Source organism: Chryseobacterium sp. StRB126, assembly GCF_000829375.1.
Taxonomy (GTDB): Bacteria; Bacteroidota; Bacteroidia; order Flavobacteriales; family Weeksellaceae; genus Chryseobacterium.
The window spans coordinates 3,293,185-3,308,743 of sequence record NZ_AP014624.1; the positions used below are offsets into that span (position 1 = coordinate 3,293,185).

The window sequence follows — 15,559 nt, forward strand, 5'->3', positions numbered from 1 at the left end:
ATGATAGCAAAAATCGGAAGAAGTGCAAATTTATACGGGGCATTGGCATACAATCAGCTTAAAGTGGAGAATGAAAACGGGCGAATTTTGTTTGCCAATAAGATGATTGAAACCGCAAGCGGTCATTATTCCGTTGCCCAATTAGCTCAGTCTTTTGCTCCTTACCTGATAGCGAACCGTAATACCGAGAAACATACCTTGCATATTTCGCTCAATCCTGACCCGAATGACAAAGTAAGCGACGATAAGTTTAGGGAAATGGCAGAACTATATATGCAGGAAATGGGTTATGGTGAACAGCCTTTTGTAGTGTTCAAACATACCGATATTGACCGCAGCCATATACACATTGTATCGGTTTGCGTGGACGAGCAGGGCAAAAAGATTTCGGACAAATTCGAGAAAATGCGGTCTATGAATGTATGCCGTGAACTGGAAAGAAAACACGGGTTGATACCCGCAACGGATAAGGAGCGCAACCAAATTGATAAGGTTTTCCGTCCGGTCGATTATCGGGCAGGCGATGTGAAGAGCCAAATCGCTTCGGTCGTTCGCCACCTGCCGAATTACTACCAGTACCAAACTTTGGGCGAATACAATGCCTTGCTTTCCCTGTTCAATATTACCGCCGAGAAAATCGAGGGCGAATTACAGGGAAAGATGCAGCAGGGTTTATTGTATATTCCGTTAAATGAAAAAGGAGAAAGAGCCGGACATCCTTTCAAGGCTTCCTTATTTGGTAAAAACGCAGGGCTTCCGGCTTTGGAATTGCATTTTGCAGAATGCAAAATCGCTTTGAAAGATACCCCAACCAAACAGACCCTAAAATCCGCCATTACTATTGCTTTGCAAACCACAAGTGATGAACAGGCTTTTAAAAAGCAGTTAAGGGAACAGGGCATTAACGTTGTGGTACGCAGGAATGATGCAGGGCGTATTTATGGGATAACTTTTATAGACCACAATTCCAAAGCGGTTTGGAACGGTTCACGTTTAGCAACAGAACTTTCTGCAAATACCTTTAATGATTATTGGAACAATAACATCAAACCCAATATTAAGGAACCTGTCGTTTTACAACCCAAACTATCCACATCAAATGATGTAGATCTTCCTGCGGAAGAACCACACCATTTGTTCGACTTCTTAACTACGGACAAACACAAAGACGGTTTGATTGAGGCTTTGGGTGGTTTATTGCCCGAAGCCCAAGTCGAAGATTACGAAGAACAGGACTTCGCCAACAAGATGAAGAAGAAAAGAAAGAACGTGCGTAAGCAATAGTATAGGCTTTATACCTAATCTTATTTTAGTAAAAAATATAGTATTAAAAATTTCGCTAGTGCTATTAGTACAATTCACAAGGAAATAACAATACTAATTGGAATAACCCCGGTGCTTATCCCCGAGAAAGCTAGAAGAATATTTAGTCCGAAAGGAAGATGAACTGAAAAGTAGTTCCGGTTCAAACTTCATCTATAGAGATATATTTCTATTTTTTCAAGTGAAAAAATAATAACCGTACAGGCAGTGTTTTTTGGTCGTTAATGTTGTTCGATTTCAACAATTTTATTCAGTCTATAAACTAAATACATTGTCAGCAACATAGTGAATGATGTAGTATAAGCTAAGTATGGATAATTTTCCAAAGGCGAAAAGTTGTCTTTTTGCACAATAATTAGTCCTGCTAATATTGTAGCAAAACCGCCTGCTACTTGATTTGTAGATGATATTATGCTCATATACGCCCCTCTGTCTTGTGGTTTTGGAATTGCTGATGTCAAGGCTTGTGAAGGTATTCCTCTGCTCATAATGGCAGTCATCATAATAACATTAGTAAGCACAACAATCCAAGATGCAATTGGTGCTTGATAGTGTGAGCAAATGATGATAGTGCAAATAGCTATCAATGTTGATATGACAAACAACTTAAACTTTGGAATTTTGTCTGACAATTTGCCTATTAAAGGCATTAAGACAAAGATTGTAATACCTGTAATCATAAACATAACTGGCAACAACTCTGTTGAAATTTTTAAGTTGTTTACATAGAAAGGCACACTAAATGTAAGTATCAAAAAACTACCTATGGAAAGTAAAACTGTGTTTAAAAATCCTACACGATAATTTTTTTGTGAAATGGTATGCCACAAGTGAAAAAAAGGCGATTTATCGTTTTTGATTTTTAAATGCTCTTTAATCGGTTTTAATTTCAAAAGCATTAAAATTACGATAATGAAAGCCATTACAGCTATCCATAAAAAAGGAATTTGCCAATTAAACTTGTTTGCAAGAAATAAACCTATTGGAATACCAAAAATTTGACTTGAACTAAATCCCATTTGTACAAATCCTATTACTTTACCACGCTGATTTAGAGCAAATAAATCAGTAATAATTGTTATAGAAATAGAACTGATAACACCTCCAAAAAGTCCTGTGAAAATTCTTGCTACAATCATTAACTCATAAGTCGGTGCTATTGCACAAAATAATGTTCCAATGGCAAAACCAATGTAGAAAAAAAGCAATAGTTTTTTTCTGTCAAACTTATCAGCAAACCCTGCGGAAAGAAACCCCGAAATTCCTGCACTAAATGCGTATGCGGAAACTGCTGTTCCAAATTGAGCAACGGTTATTTTTAATGATTTCATCATAAAATCGCCCAATGGCGACATTACGACAAAATCAAGCACTACTGTAAATTGTGTTATTGCTAATAAGAAAATTACAAACTTTTGATAACTTGTAAAAGTTGTTTTGGTTTGCATATTCAGCTAAACTGTAATTACAATTTTCCCTGCGGTATGACGGGTTTCTACTTGGGTATGGGCTTCTGCCATAGAAGAAAAAGGATATGTTTTAGCGATGTGAGATTTTATTGCTCCCTTATACATTAAATCGGCAAACGCTCTCATATCTTCTCCGTTAAATTGCAATCCCCATAGCGATAATTTTATGTTTTTTTCTTGTGCTTTTGATTTTAAATTCTGATCAGACATAGGAATAATTGAAATGATTGTTCCACCCGATTTAGTTAAATCAATAGAATGTTCTAATGTTTCGCCTCCGATGGTATCAAAAACAAAATCAACATCTTTAATTACTTCCCAAAAATTTTCGGTTTTGTAATCAATGTGTTTATCTACTCCGAGCGACATAATAAAATCGTGATTTTTAGCCGAAGAAGTTGCAATTACTTTCGCTCCCAAAGATTTGGCTATTTGCACAGCATAATGCCCAACACCGCCTGCTGCTCCGTGAATAAGAATTTTGTCGCCTTTTTTGATATTCATTCCGTTTACTAATGGTTGGAATGCCGTTAAGCCCGCCATTGGCGAAGCGGCAGCTTCTTCAAATGTTATATTCTTTGGTTTGTGAGCTAGCAAGGCTGCATTGACCGCAACAAATTCGGCATAACCACGGGCATTTTGTAAAAGTGCGAAAACAGCATCGCCTATCTCAAAGCCGTCAGTATTATCAGATTTTTCAACAACTTCGCCTGATATATCCCACCCCATAATTACAGGTCGTTCTTCCCCAAATATTGCGGTGATAAATGCAGGTGTTTTGCGATAAATTGTATCGGCAGGATTTATACCAATCGCTTTTACCTTAATCAAAACTTCGCCACTTTTTAAAGTTGGTCTTTGTGCTTCGTCAAGAACTAATTTATCAGTTCCTCCAGCTTCGTATAATAAATATGCTTTCATAATGCAAAGGTGGTTCAATAAAAAATGAAAGCATTTGCCATTTGGCAAAAAGTGATTTTAGCGAATATTTTTTCTAATTCGGCTTAAGGATGATTGTGTAAGTCCCAAAAAAGAAGCAATGTAAGACAAGGGTATTCGATTTGCCAATGTCGGGAATTTACCAATGAAGTCAAGGTAACGTGTAGTTCCGTCTTGTGAAACCAACTCGCTTATTTTTCCTAATTTTTCCGACTTATGTTTAGTGATTATTTTTTGAATAATGTTGTCCCAATCAATAATAGTTTGCGAAATTTCTTTCCAAGCTTGTTTAGAAAAAACAATCATTTTGCAATCTGTGATTGCTGAAATGTAAACAGAAGGTGTATAAACTTCATCAACTGTAAATCCCGACAAAAGCAAATGATTTTCGTCAAAAAAATATTGTGTGACTTCTTCGCCTTTGTTGTTGTAATAAAACACACGAAGAATGCCCGAAGTAATAAAACCAATTTGTTTCACGGTTTTTCCCGCCTCCCAATAAAATTCATCTTTCCGAAGTTCTGTTTCTGTCGCTTTGCTTTTTATTAAGTCAATTTGTTGCTTGTTCAGATTTCCAAATTGTAAAACGTAATCTATAAATTCTTCCATTTTACAAAGTTAAAAATTGTTGCTTGTGTGGTATTTGCCATTTGGCAAAAATAATTTCTCAGTCGTGTGGGAGCCACATTCATTATGTAACAGCCAAACACTGCCACACAACGCCACTGGCTGCCACATTCTTATAGCCACTTCATAGAGCCTTTAAATTCACGCCCGAACATTAAAATGCAAAATAATGCAAGGAGAAGACGATTTAAGAGGGCTTGCCAAGATAATGGCTTTTATGCGGGCAGTAAGTATCCTTTTGGTGCTGATGCACCTTTATTGGTTCTGCTACGGTTTCTTTTTAGAGCGTGGTTGGACATTGGAAGTAATCAACAAGATATTAGGCAATTTTGACCGCACGGCAGGTTTGTTTTCACATACCCTTTACACCAAAGCGTTCGCTTTGGTATTACTGGCTTTAAGCTGCTTAGGCACAAAGGGCGTAAAGAATGAGAAGATAACCTGGTCTAAAATTTACGTGGCTTTGGGCGTTGGCTTTGTGCTATTCTTTCTGAACACACGATTGCTGAAATTATCTCCGGCAACAGGCACATTCCTGTATATCCTTACTATCTCATTAGGTTACATCGCTTTGCTGATGGCGGGCGTATGGATGAGCCGATTGCTCCGTACTAACCTGATGGACGATGTTTTCAATAACGAGAACGAGAGCTTTCAGCAGGAAACCAAGTTGATGGAAAACGAGTATTCCGTCAACCTGCCCACCAAATTTTACTACAAAGGCAAATGGAACAACGGTTGGATAAACATTGTAAATCCTTTCAGGGCATCAATCGTGTTGGGTACTCCGGGTTCAGGAAAATCGTATGCCATCGTAAACAATTACATCAAACAGCAGATTGAGAAAGGCTTTAGTATGTACATCTACGATTTTAAGTTTGATGACCTTTCCACTATTGCGTACAACCATTTATTAAAGCATCGGGATAAGTATAAAGTACAGCCAAAATTCTATGTGATAAATTTCGATGACCCACGCAAGAGCCACCGTTGCAATCCGCTTAATCCTGACTTTATGACTGACATTTCTGATGCTTACGAAGCAGCATATACCATAATGCTGAACCTCAATCGAAGCTGGATACAGAAGCAAGGGGATTTTTTCGTGGAAAGTCCAATTATCCTATTGGCGGCAATTATTTGGTATCTGAAAATCTATGAGAACGGCAAATATTGTACATTTCCACACGCCATTGAGTTGCTGAACAAAAAGTATTCGGACGTATTTACCATTCTCACATCATACCCCGATTTGGAAAACTATCTTTCTCCGTTTATGGATGCGTGGCAATCCGGAGCGCAAGACCAATTACAGGGACAGATTGCATCAGCTAAAATTCCTTTGTCAAGAATGATTAGCCCACAGTTGTATTGGGTAATGACCGGAGATGACTTTACGCTTGACATCAACAATTCCCAAGAGCCTAAAATTTTGTGCGTGGGTAATAATCCCGACCGTCAAAATATCTACTCCGCAGCATTGGGTTTATACAATTCAAGAATTGTAAAACTCATCAATAAAAAAGGTCAGTTAAAGAGTTCGGTTATCATAGATGAGTTACCTACTATTTACTTCAGAGGACTTGACAACCTTATCGCAACTGCGAGAAGTAATAAGGTGGCTGTATGCCTTGGTTTTCAGGACTTTAGTCAGCTAACAAGGGATTACGGCGACAAAGAAAGCAAGGTAATACAGAATACCGTCGGCAATATATTCAGTGGTCAGGTGGTTGGAGAAACGGCAAAAAGCCTTTCGGAACGTTTTGGTAAAGTTTTGCAAAAACGACAGAGCCTGACCATCAACCGCAACGATAAATCTACCTCTATCTCCACACAGTTAGACAGCCTTATTCCGGCTTCAAAAATTTCAACGCTTACACAGGGTATGTTTGTCGGTTCTGTATCGGATAACTTTGATGAACGTATTGAGCAAAAAATATTTCACGCTGAAATTGTGGTAGATAATGAAAAGGTAGCAGCAGAAACCAAAGCCTATCAAAAGATACCGGAAATCCTGTCCTTTGTAAATGAATACGGAGAAGATAAAATGAAAGAGGAAATTGAAGCCAATTACCGCCGGATAAAATCAGACATCCTGAATATTGTTGAAAGCGAAATAGAGCGTATCAAAAATGACCCGAACTTACAGTATTTGGTGAAATAAGAATAGATACAGAATGTAAATAGCGTTTTTTTAAATAAATAGAGTGTTGTGTTCAGTAAGCTTTATTTAATTTATTTTACTATACTTTTTAGGCTTCATTCCAATATGTTTTTCAAAAAGACGGCTAAAGTGGCTAAGGTTTGAAAAACCAAACTGATAGCCTACTTCCGAAACGGATAGTTTTTCTTCACGAAGTAAAAATGCCGCTTTCTGCATTCTCAATTTTTGATAATAATTGTAAATGCTATCCCCAAAAATTTGCTTGAAGATTTTTCCCAACTTACTTACACTCATGTTGGCTTTTGTCGCTAAAATATCTAATTGTGGAGGCTCATTTATATTGTCCAACATTTCTTCCCGTAATCTATAAACCGCTTTTATATCTTTTGGATGAATGGAGTATTTTGGTAATTCATCACGTTGCAGTAAGTTTTCAAAAAACAAATAAATTAATTCCTCTGCTTTTATTTTATAGTAAAAGTTTGCAAGAGGATGCGAAGCTGCTATCTCGAAAATATCAGCAGCTACTGATTGTATTTTTGGTGAAATAAATTCTTCATACAAATAGGATTGCTCTTTTTGTATTACTAATTCCGTCAGCCGGGCATTGTTATCTTTTTCTAACAACTGCCTTAAAAAATTGGCTTCAATGCGTATAATAATATTGCTTGTTTCAAATAAGTTCGGCACTTCAATGTCTAATGCCACATCAGCAGTGGATACCTGAACAGAAGGCATAAATTTAAAAGATGATTTTTTTTGCGTATTCTGTTTTCCTGTTATTACATTTCTGAAACTAAAAATCAACACGCTTTTACTATCGTTATGCTTACTGCGTTTTATGAAAAGACTTTTTTTTAGCTCATAATGCTGAAGCATAATGCTGAGCTGAGGCAAAGGCGCTATCATTTTCAAATAGCCTGTTCCCAAACTTTCAGGAAAGTTCAAATAACCGTTTTTATCAGTCAAACCACCCGACTTTTTGATGTATTCAGGTAAGTTGTTTATCTCAATTGCTTTTTCCATTTCAATACAAATACCATATTGGACTATTTTCATATCAAAAGTAACTATTTTATTCGTATGCAACTCGTGAAATTTGCAACGTAAATCATTTAAACAAAATAAAAATGGACAGTATAGAAAAGTTATACGATGTAATCGTAGCAGGTGCAGGACCTACAGGTTTGATGTTGGCTTGCGAATTAAAACTGATGGGGGTAAATGTTACAATAGTAGAACGCAGAGCTCAAGGTACTACGGGAGAATCCCGTGCTCCTGGCATTAATGCCAGATCAATGGAAAATTTTAGAATGAGAGGCATGGCAGAAGAGTTTGAAAAACATGGAAATCCTCTGAAGGCAGTTCTTTTTTCGGGCATGCTAATGATGCCCAAGGCATTAGATCCTGATTTTCCGGATGCATTAATACTACCCCAACATCAAACAGAACGAATTTTGACAAAGCGGGCAACCGAATTAGGAGTAGATATTCATTGGGCTACCGAATTAATTTATTTTACTCAAGATGAAAATCAAGCAAATGTTTTTGTTCAGCAAAATGGAGATATAAAACAGTTAAGCGCCAAATATCTTGCAGGTTGCGATGGCGGAAACAGTGTAGTTAGAAGATTATGTGGTGAAAGTTTTACAGGAGAAGACCCGATTTCTCATTGGATTGTAGCAGATGTTCAGTTAGATACTCCGCCTGCAGAAAATGAAAGATTTGGCCGTAACCTTAAAATAGGAACTTATCAGGTTTCAAATGTTGAAGAAGATTGGTTTAGAGTAAGTCTGATGAAAGTTACACCGCCGATAGACAGAAGCCAACCTGTTACTTTAGAAGAATTGCGGCAGGCTATGATAGAAGGAATTGGTACAGATTTCGGGTTGCGTTCCGCCCGTTGGATGTCAAGATTTGGCGATGGTTTTAGACAAGTAAAAAAATATCGTTACGGGCGTGTATTCCTCCTTGGCGATGCCGCACATACACATTCACCTATTGGTGGTCAGGGTTTAAATCTTGGTGTTCAGGATGCGGTGAATTTAGGCTGGAAATTGGGTATGGTTGCCACAGGCAAAGCTTCTGTTTCTTTACTCGATAGTTTTGAAGAAGAGCGACATCCGGTAGGTGCCAAAGTACTTCAAATGGCCAAAGCACAAACTGCACTTATCAAACCGGGTGCACAAATAGAAGCCCTGAGAGAGATTGTAAATACGATGGTGGAAGTACCCGAAGTAACACTTCATTTATCCAGAATATTAAGTGGTTTGGGTGTTCGATATGATTGGGGAGAAGGATTTCACACAATGCTAGGACAAAGGATACCTAATATAAAATTATTAATAAATGGTGTAGAAAAAGATTTGTTTTCTCTCATGCACAAAGCAAGACCATTGTTGCTGAATTTTAATGCAGAAAACAATTTAGAAATTCCCTATGCATATCAGTCAAGCATTGATATTATTAAGGCAGTTCCAATAGTGAAAGGAAATAGTTCTGTATGGAACTTACCTGCAATCGGAGAAGTGCCTGCGATCAATAGTGTTTTCATAAGACCAGACGGATTTGTGGCCTGGGTTCAAACGGCAGAAGAACAGTTTAACAGCGAAAGACTAAATGAAGCTATAAATAAATGGTTGAAGTAAAAGATAAAACATAACAAACACCAGATGGCAGAAAGCCACTTGCCTGTACCCTGCATTTGTAACATTTCGTTTTTTACCAACAGCGAATTCGTAGACTCCAGCTCTTTAAGTGCTTAATTAAAACAGGCGAAGTTTTCCATTAAACTTCGCCTGTTTTTATGTTTAACTAATTTAGAGGTCATTTCCTGAAAAATGCTCAGTAGAAAACTCAAAGAGCTTGAGTTGAATCAACTCATCACTGTAAAATATCAACTTATCCAATACGGCGAAACGCTAAAAATATCTTACCCTCACTATTGGGGTTGAATCACCGAAAGCAGATAATTGGGTAGCTTTAGTTCTACTGTGGGTTGCAAAGTAGAATTGTCTAGATTCATACAGTTCAAGTTCTTTAATTAATCTACAACAACTACTTCATCGGACACAAGCGTTACTACGTCATTCAAATCAATGAAATTACTTTCATCAGGGTGGACTTTTTGTTTGTAGTTTTCACTTGCAAAGAAGCTGTTAAAGTCGTTCATTGAGGCAAAATAAATATCAGTTATGCCGTCATACGCAGGTAGTGGAAAACCTTCAATTATTTTAGGATGAGAAACAACATATTTTTTCACATATTGCTCTGATTCGGGAATAGACATAAACAAAGGGGCGTGATGATTTTTATGATAATCAATAAAATCTTCCTTTTTCATTCCTCCGGTTTTTCGGATTAAAAACGTAAACTTTAACATATTTGTAATTTTAATTTTTACAAAGGTATAGCCCTTCATTTTTTTGGACAATTACGCATAAATTTATGCGTACTCTATCTGGTTACAGACACATCGAAAACTGTGTAACTTTACAGAAGTAAAATAGTTTATATGTATCAAAAGAAAACACCTGTTCAACTTGACTGCGGTTTACATTTTTTCAAAGAACTTCTAAATGGCAAATGGAAACTGATGCTTGTTTATTATATTTCCAAAAATCTCAAACGGCCAAGTGAACTGCAGCGTAAAATTCCAAACGCAGACAGAAGAGTTATGGACAAACAACTGCAAGAATTAGTATTGCACGGATTTATCCATAAAAAGACTTTCAACACCAAAGTTCCTAAAGTTGAATATGAACTTACAGAACTTGGCGAAAAACTTTTACCATTGATTTTAACTATTGAACAATGGGGCGAAGAAAACCGATTTGTACTTACCAAAGCATTAGAAAAAGACCCTAAATTTGAAAACGTAGTCTAATTTTGATGGAAACTGCTATATTTTATGCAAAATTACTTTTCCTATACGTTACATACGATACAACAAGTATTGCCAAAATGAACAAGGGATATATAATATTGAATATAGGGTCGCCAACAACCGAGTGTGCAATAAATGCAGAAATGAAACTAATTGACAAACCAATATAAGCTATTTCTTTCGCAAAACGGAAAGGCAGCCAAAGTGCAATGGCGGCAAGACCTTTTGCAATTGCTAATTCAATCCGGAAATAATCAGGAAAACCCAAATGCTGAAACGCTTCTTTTAAAGCAGGATTTGACAAATACGCAAATGTTGAAAATGCCATCGCTAACGACATCAACCCAGTCGTAATGTAATAAATAATTTTTGTTGACTTCATTTTTCTCTTTTTAATGCTGTAAAATTACTTATATTTGCTTACTAATAGTTAGTAGTAAACAAAAGGTTAGTAGTAATATTTAGGTTACTTTCAATAAATTATGAAACAAAAAGTAATGTATTCAGAAGTACAATGCACTAAGCACATCAGCTCAGTAGAGGACGCATTGTATGTATTGGGTGGTAAATGGAAATTACGAATTATTATAGCTTTGTTTAGCGGACAGAGCCGTTTCAACGAATTACAACGAACAATTAAAGGTATTTCAGCAAGAGTACTTTCTAATGAATTAAAGCAATTAGAATTGAACGGATTGCTCACAAGAGTTGTACACACAGAACAAACACCTGTTGTTGTAGAATATATTTATACAGAATATGCAACAACACTTAAAGATGTCGTTACGGCATTAGCTGATTGGGGACAAAAACACAAAAATAAAATTACAGCTAAGCTATAATGTTTAATTACGCAAAAACAAAACGTACGTTGTCAGCATCAGTTTTTCCTGAGAGAAACGAGCCTCAGCTCCCATAAATAAAAATATAAACAATGACTAGCAATTGGGATAAATTCGACCATCTTTTTAAACGACAGGAAGTTCCTGCCAAAACAATCCTTTTACAGGAAGGAGAAATTTCGAGAACAATGTTCTTTATCGAGAAAGGCTGTTTGCGGACCTGGGTTAATAATGACGGAAGAGAAATTACTACTCAATTTTTCTTTGAAGGCGACAAGGTTTCTTCTATTGAAAGTTTTAGAACAAATCAACTGAGTTTATACAGCATTGAAAGTTTAGAACCTTGTATTTTACAGACGATTTCGCAACAAGACTTTCAAAACGCATTAGAAAATTTGCCAGAAATCAAAGAAGAGATGCAGGAACATTTATTCAGACGACTTTTGCAATCTCAAAAAATTTTCTATTCCTATCTTAAAAATACGCCTCAACAACGCTACCAAGAGCTTATCGAAGAATATCCCCATATTATCCAGCGTATTCCGCAACATTATATCGCATCCTATTTAGGCATCACCTCTGTTTCATTAAGCCGAATACGAAACAGGCGATAGGTCCATTTTCCTTCAAATTTATTTGTGACGTTGAAATACCGTACAAATAAAATCCATTGGCTATCTCTTTGCCATTTCTTTACAATTGTTATCGTCCGGGCATTTGCTACTTCTCAACTTTACAGAATAAAATAAAGTAAAGTAAAAAATGAGAGTAGCAATAGTATTTAATCATCCTTACGAGGGAAGTTATAACAATGCCATATTAGATGCCGTAACAAAAGGGCTAAAAAATGCAGATCACGAAGTTGACCTGATGCATCTTGACAATGACGGATTTAATCCTGTAATGTCAAAGGCCGATTTAAAAGCCTTCGTAGAACACAAACCCATTGACCCGCAGGTAATAGATTACAGCGAACGTCTAAAAAAAGCAGACCATCTGATTTTTATCTTTCCTATTTGGTGGGATTTAATGCCTGCAATGACAAAAGGATTTATTGACCGGGTTTTAAGTCCCGGAATTGTATATGACCATCATCCAAGAGGTTTTGGATTAGTCCCACTTTTGAAAAACCTAAAAAGCGTGACTATCATCACTACAATGAACAAACCCAAAATAATGTATTCCCTGCTTATTGGAAATTTAATCAGGAAAGCAATGCTAAAAAGTGTTTTTAAAACTATGGGGTACAAAAATCTTAATTGGATAAGCTTTGCTTCAGTAAAATCAGTAAGTCAGGAAAAGAGAACCAATTGGCTGATTAACCTTGAAAACAGATTTTCAAAATTCAACTAAACAAACCTTTGTATTATGAAACTGAACAGAAATTATATTACCCCTTTTATTTCCCTGGTTTTTCTTGTTGTGGGACTTTCAGGCTTACTGATGTTTTTCCATCTGTTTGACAGCTATACCGAAGTCGTACACGAGTTCCTAGGTGTGTTTTTTGTTGTTTGTGCCATTTTCCATATTATACTCAATTGGAAAGCCCTTAAAATTCATTTCAAGAAGGGTGTCTTCATTCCTACCGCATTAGCTGTTATAGTCGTATCTATACTATTCATCGTTCAGCAACATTTCAATCCGAAAGTGGATACCCTACTTTTGGATAGAATAATAAAAGCACCTATTAATGATGCTTTTAAGGCGTTGGGGGTTGATTATTCCGAAGCCGTAAAAAGATTAGATACAAAAGGAATATCAGTTGAAGGAGCTACAACAATAGAAGCTATTTGGATCAACAATAATGCTGACCCTGAAGAAGTGATTGATTTGATTGTTGAATAATTACTTGTAATAAAAAATTATGAACGATAAAATCTTATTATTTATTCAGGATATTGTGCAGGAAACTGCCGATACCATAACGATGCATTTTGTCCACCCAGAACAGCAATTGAGCTATCTATCAGGGCAATTTTTAACTCTTATTTCTGAAATTGAGGGAAAGGAAGAAAGACGTTCATACTCGCTCTGTTCTTCGCCATATATAGATAAAAACTTGTCTGTAACGGTAAAAAGAGTAAAAGGAGGGAAAATGTCAAATCATCTCTGCAATAATGTCAAGGCTGGAGATACGATAACTGCATTGCCACCTATGGGTAATTTTAAATTTAAACCCGAAAATCACCAACGTCATATTGTGCTTGTTGGAGGCGGAAGTGGAATTACTCCTTTGTTTTCTATTATCAAGTCGGTTCTTATAAAAGAGCCTGGATCAATGGTATCTTTGATATATGTAAATTCAAACACAGAAAATACTATCTTTTATCATCAGCTTGAACAATGGTCTTCCGAGTTTTCATCACGTTTTCGTATCGTCTATTATTGGAGCGATGTTATAAAGAATGAACAGCTGAAATCAGGTTTTTTATCAAGACTTTTTAGAAGGGTAAATGAAAATTCTCATAGAATAAATGCTATGCGACTGAAAACAATTCTTACTGATTTACAACTTAAAAATGACACAAACACCGAGTTTTATATTTGTGGCCCGCAGGAGCTGATGGAAATGGCAACAGGAACTATACAAAAAATAGGTTTTTCTAAAGAAGTTGTTCATAAAGAAAGTTTTTATACTGCCACAAAAACAACGTATAAACCAGCTGAAGCGCCACAAGAATATCAAATAAAAATACTTTTAAAAGGTAAAGAACACGAAGTAAATATACCTGCGGGTAAGTCTATTTTATTTGCAGGACTTGAATCAGGACTTGATATGCCTTATTCCTGTCAAAGTGGAAATTGCATAAGCTGTGCTGGCAGATGCCTGTCAGGAAAAGTAGAAATGCTAGTAACCGAAGGACTTACGGAAGAGCAAATTAAAGACGGATATGTGCTTACCTGTGTAGGATATCCCAAATCTGATGATGTGGTAATCGAATTTAATAGGATAATTTAAAAATGAAATATTTTGTAATAGAAAATGAAGAGCAAGAAATAGGTGAATTTCTTTATGATATTGCAGATTTCTTCTGGAATAATGGAAACGAAGTTTATATCAGCAACAATTATAATGATGAAATTGACTATCATGATTTTGTGAAAAAATGTGATTGTATAGTTTTGTTGGTTAATAACGATTGTTCGGCAGAATCGCTTTTTGAAAATGAACAAGAAAAGTTTCGAAAAGATTTTGACATAAAGAAAAGCAATACTAAAAAATTAATGCTGGTTTTCTCAATGAATGGTGTTTATTCTAATGCTATTCCATTTCCTCATAAAATTTTTCATTTTAATAAGTTAAATAAAAATGAATTGAAACGCTTTTTTAATTGGTCTAGGAAATTAAATCTGTTTGACAAACAAAGTTAGTCCAAGCAAAATTTTAATCAAGTATAATTAAGCTTTTGCAAGATAGCAAGCATTAGTATTAACACAAATTTCTTAACTACAATGGATTAGGATTTAAAAGTAACTGAATGGATAAATTTTACAATGAGACGCTATATAGGCTGGAAGCAGAAATCAAGGAATTAGAGATTGAAACTGCTTGTCCAATACAACGGATTGAAAAGGTTATACCCATCATCATACTATGCCTTTCCGAAGTAAAAGAATATGTTTTAAAAAACGGATTTAAAAATATTGATAAGGAAATCCATTTTTTCAAAAACCAGAAACCAATTATTGTTTCAAAACTCATTTACTATAATGCCATTTATAAAATTGAAACAAAGAAACCTAATGATGCAAAGGCTATCAAGAAATACCTCAAGGAAGAATTAGGAAAACTCAAAAAGTATTTTGACAACAATCTCGAATTTTATAAATACTATCGGACAAACAATTCATTTATTGACGAAAAGCTGTTTGTTCGAGGGGAACACGATATAAAATTGAGTTTGGATACTATTTATTTTGAAACGGACCATAGATTTTCTACCTCACACGATTATAAAGTGGCAAAGGTTATTGCCAATGACCTAATACAACTCTATCTCGAAGATCAGTTAAATAATAATAGTAAGAAAAAAAATAATAACAGTTCCACTCTTAATTGGACAGGTAACAAAACAGCATTAACAGAATTAATTTACGCACTATATTCACAAGGTGTATTTGGTAATGCAGACATAAAAGTCATCGCAAAAACATTTGAAAGCACATTCAATATTAATTTAGGAGACTTCTATCATACGTTTATGGAACTTAAATCTCGGAAAATAAACCGAACTAAATTCCTTGACAGCTTGCGTGATGCCCTGATTAAGAAAATGGACGAGCAGGACGAGAAATAACAGAACTTGTT

17 protein-coding genes are annotated in these 15,559 nt (G+C 35.8%); 11 read left to right on the forward strand and 6 right to left on the reverse strand.

The genetic code is table 11. The features are described from left to right. The gene (gene mobB / locus CHSO_RS14960; RefSeq protein WP_045497583.1) at positions 1-1,284 is read left to right on the forward strand and encodes a conjugal transfer protein MobB; all 1,284 of its coding nucleotides are present in this window, start codon (positions 1-3) and stop codon (positions 1,282-1,284) included. 260 nt (positions 1,285-1,544) lie between these two features. On the opposite strand, the gene CHSO_RS14965 is transcribed toward mobB, so the two are convergent. From CHSO_RS14965 to CHSO_RS14975, 3 genes are read right to left on the reverse strand one after another with little or no spacing between them, the layout of a single operon-like run. Further along, the gene (locus CHSO_RS14965; RefSeq protein ID WP_045497586.1) at positions 1,545-2,771 is read right to left on the reverse strand and encodes an MFS transporter; all 1,227 of its coding nucleotides are present in this window, start codon (positions 2,769-2,771) and stop codon (positions 1,545-1,547) included. A gap of 6 nt (positions 2,772-2,777) precedes the next feature. Next, positions 2,778-3,713 carry an NADP-dependent oxidoreductase gene (locus CHSO_RS14970; protein ID WP_045497589.1) on the reverse strand — a complete coding sequence of 312 codons (936 nt, stop codon included), beginning with the start codon at positions 3,711-3,713 and terminating at the stop codon, positions 2,778-2,780. Positions 3,714-3,770: 57 nt separating this feature from the next. Then, positions 3,771-4,340, reverse strand: coding sequence for a Crp/Fnr family transcriptional regulator (locus CHSO_RS14975; protein ID WP_045497592.1), 570 nt, complete (start codon positions 4,338-4,340; stop codon positions 3,771-3,773). Between the two features lie 187 nt (positions 4,341-4,527). On the opposite strand from CHSO_RS14975, the gene mobC reads away from it, so the two are divergent. Further along, the gene (mobC, locus tag CHSO_RS14980; protein ID WP_045497595.1) at positions 4,528-6,522 is read left to right on the forward strand and encodes a conjugal transfer protein MobC; all 1,995 of its coding nucleotides are present in this window, start codon (positions 4,528-4,530) and stop codon (positions 6,520-6,522) included. 66 nt (positions 6,523-6,588) lie between these two features. On the opposite strand, the gene CHSO_RS14985 is transcribed toward mobC, so the two are convergent. Beyond that, positions 6,589-7,581 (reverse strand): helix-turn-helix domain-containing protein, encoded by a 993-nt coding sequence (locus CHSO_RS14985; RefSeq protein WP_045497598.1) that lies wholly within the window; start codon positions 7,579-7,581, stop codon positions 6,589-6,591. A 71-nt stretch (positions 7,582-7,652) separates the two neighbouring features. Between CHSO_RS14985 and CHSO_RS14990 the strand changes: the two genes are divergently transcribed. Further along, entirely contained in the window at positions 7,653-9,170 is a 1,518-nt protein-coding gene (locus CHSO_RS14990; RefSeq protein ID WP_045497601.1) for an FAD-dependent monooxygenase, read from the forward strand. A 395-nt stretch (positions 9,171-9,565) separates the two neighbouring features. On the opposite strand, the gene CHSO_RS14995 is transcribed toward CHSO_RS14990, so the two are convergent. Then, complete coding sequence (locus CHSO_RS14995) at positions 9,566-9,943, reverse strand: EthD domain-containing protein (RefSeq protein WP_052480607.1); 378 nt, start codon at positions 9,941-9,943, stop codon at positions 9,566-9,568. Between the two features lie 93 nt (positions 9,944-10,036). Between CHSO_RS14995 and CHSO_RS15000 the strand changes: the two genes are divergently transcribed. After that, positions 10,037-10,408 (forward strand): winged helix-turn-helix transcriptional regulator, encoded by a 372-nt coding sequence (locus CHSO_RS15000; RefSeq protein WP_045497604.1) that lies wholly within the window; start codon positions 10,037-10,039, stop codon positions 10,406-10,408. Between the two features lie 22 nt (positions 10,409-10,430). Here the strand turns inward: CHSO_RS15000 and CHSO_RS15005 are convergent, their stop codons facing one another. Next, positions 10,431-10,790, reverse strand: coding sequence for a DoxX family protein (locus tag CHSO_RS15005; RefSeq protein ID WP_045497607.1), 360 nt, complete (start codon positions 10,788-10,790; stop codon positions 10,431-10,433). A 115-nt stretch (positions 10,791-10,905) separates the two neighbouring features. Between CHSO_RS15005 and CHSO_RS15010 the strand changes: the two genes are divergently transcribed. From CHSO_RS15010 to CHSO_RS15040, 7 genes are all read left to right on the forward strand, one after another. Then, a complete protein-coding gene (locus CHSO_RS15010) occupies positions 10,906-11,250 on the forward strand; it encodes a winged helix-turn-helix transcriptional regulator (protein WP_232509077.1) in 345 nt (114 codons plus the stop codon). Positions 11,251-11,342: 92 nt separating this feature from the next. Continuing rightward, positions 11,343-11,864: a Crp/Fnr family transcriptional regulator gene (locus CHSO_RS15015; protein WP_026726948.1), complete on the forward strand. Its 522-nt coding sequence runs from the start codon at positions 11,343-11,345 to the stop codon at positions 11,862-11,864. Positions 11,865-12,012: 148 nt separating this feature from the next. Next, a complete protein-coding gene (locus CHSO_RS15020) occupies positions 12,013-12,603 on the forward strand; it encodes an NAD(P)H-dependent oxidoreductase (RefSeq protein ID WP_045497617.1) in 591 nt (196 codons plus the stop codon). Between the two features lie 15 nt (positions 12,604-12,618). Next, positions 12,619-13,095 (forward strand): DUF4405 domain-containing protein, encoded by a 477-nt coding sequence (locus CHSO_RS15025; protein ID WP_045497620.1) that lies wholly within the window; start codon positions 12,619-12,621, stop codon positions 13,093-13,095. A gap of 19 nt (positions 13,096-13,114) precedes the next feature. Then, the gene (locus CHSO_RS15030; protein WP_045497623.1) at positions 13,115-14,209 is read left to right on the forward strand and encodes a ferredoxin--NADP reductase; all 1,095 of its coding nucleotides are present in this window, start codon (positions 13,115-13,117) and stop codon (positions 14,207-14,209) included. A 2-nt stretch (positions 14,210-14,211) separates the two neighbouring features. Continuing rightward, entirely contained in the window at positions 14,212-14,622 is a 411-nt protein-coding gene (locus CHSO_RS15035; RefSeq protein ID WP_045497626.1) for a hypothetical protein, read from the forward strand. Positions 14,623-14,729: 107 nt separating this feature from the next. Next, positions 14,730-15,548 carry an RteC domain-containing protein gene (locus tag CHSO_RS15040; protein ID WP_045497629.1) on the forward strand — a complete coding sequence of 273 codons (819 nt, stop codon included), beginning with the start codon at positions 14,730-14,732 and terminating at the stop codon, positions 15,546-15,548. The last annotated feature ends 11 nt before the right edge of the window (positions 15,549-15,559 follow it).

What these genes read in the sequence shown, in the direction of transcription:
- mobB (WP_045497583.1), top strand. Translation starts at nt 1, where the DNA reads ATGATAGCAAAAATCGGAAGAAGTGCAAATTTATACGGGGCATTGGCA.
- CHSO_RS14990 (WP_045497601.1), top strand. Translation starts at nt 7,653, where the DNA reads ATGGACAGTATAGAAAAGTTATACGATGTAATCGTAGCAGGTGCAGGA.
- CHSO_RS15000 (WP_045497604.1), top strand. Translation starts at nt 10,037, where the DNA reads ATGTATCAAAAGAAAACACCTGTTCAACTTGACTGCGGTTTACATTTT.
- CHSO_RS14995 (WP_052480607.1), bottom strand. Translation starts at nt 9,943, where the DNA reads ATGAAGGGCTATACCTTTGTAAAAATTAAAATTACAAATATGTTAAAG.
- CHSO_RS15040 (WP_045497629.1), top strand. Translation starts at nt 14,730, where the DNA reads ATGGATAAATTTTACAATGAGACGCTATATAGGCTGGAAGCAGAAATC.
- CHSO_RS14975 (WP_045497592.1), bottom strand. Translation starts at nt 4,340, where the DNA reads ATGGAAGAATTTATAGATTACGTTTTACAATTTGGAAATCTGAACAAG.
- CHSO_RS15015 (WP_026726948.1), top strand. Translation starts at nt 11,343, where the DNA reads ATGACTAGCAATTGGGATAAATTCGACCATCTTTTTAAACGACAGGAA.
- CHSO_RS15020 (WP_045497617.1), top strand. Translation starts at nt 12,013, where the DNA reads ATGAGAGTAGCAATAGTATTTAATCATCCTTACGAGGGAAGTTATAAC.
- CHSO_RS15010 (WP_232509077.1), top strand. Translation starts at nt 10,906, where the DNA reads ATGTATTCAGAAGTACAATGCACTAAGCACATCAGCTCAGTAGAGGAC.
- CHSO_RS14985 (WP_045497598.1), bottom strand. Translation starts at nt 7,581, where the DNA reads ATGAAAATAGTCCAATATGGTATTTGTATTGAAATGGAAAAAGCAATT.
- CHSO_RS14965 (WP_045497586.1), bottom strand. Translation starts at nt 2,771, where the DNA reads ATGCAAACCAAAACAACTTTTACAAGTTATCAAAAGTTTGTAATTTTC.
- CHSO_RS15025 (WP_045497620.1), top strand. Translation starts at nt 12,619, where the DNA reads ATGAAACTGAACAGAAATTATATTACCCCTTTTATTTCCCTGGTTTTT.
- CHSO_RS14970 (WP_045497589.1), bottom strand. Translation starts at nt 3,713, where the DNA reads ATGAAAGCATATTTATTATACGAAGCTGGAGGAACTGATAAATTAGTT.
- CHSO_RS15030 (WP_045497623.1), top strand. Translation starts at nt 13,115, where the DNA reads ATGAACGATAAAATCTTATTATTTATTCAGGATATTGTGCAGGAAACT.
- CHSO_RS15005 (WP_045497607.1), bottom strand. Translation starts at nt 10,790, where the DNA reads ATGAAGTCAACAAAAATTATTTATTACATTACGACTGGGTTGATGTCG.
- CHSO_RS15035 (WP_045497626.1), top strand. Translation starts at nt 14,212, where the DNA reads ATGAAATATTTTGTAATAGAAAATGAAGAGCAAGAAATAGGTGAATTT.
- mobC (WP_045497595.1), top strand. Translation starts at nt 4,528, where the DNA reads ATGCAAGGAGAAGACGATTTAAGAGGGCTTGCCAAGATAATGGCTTTT.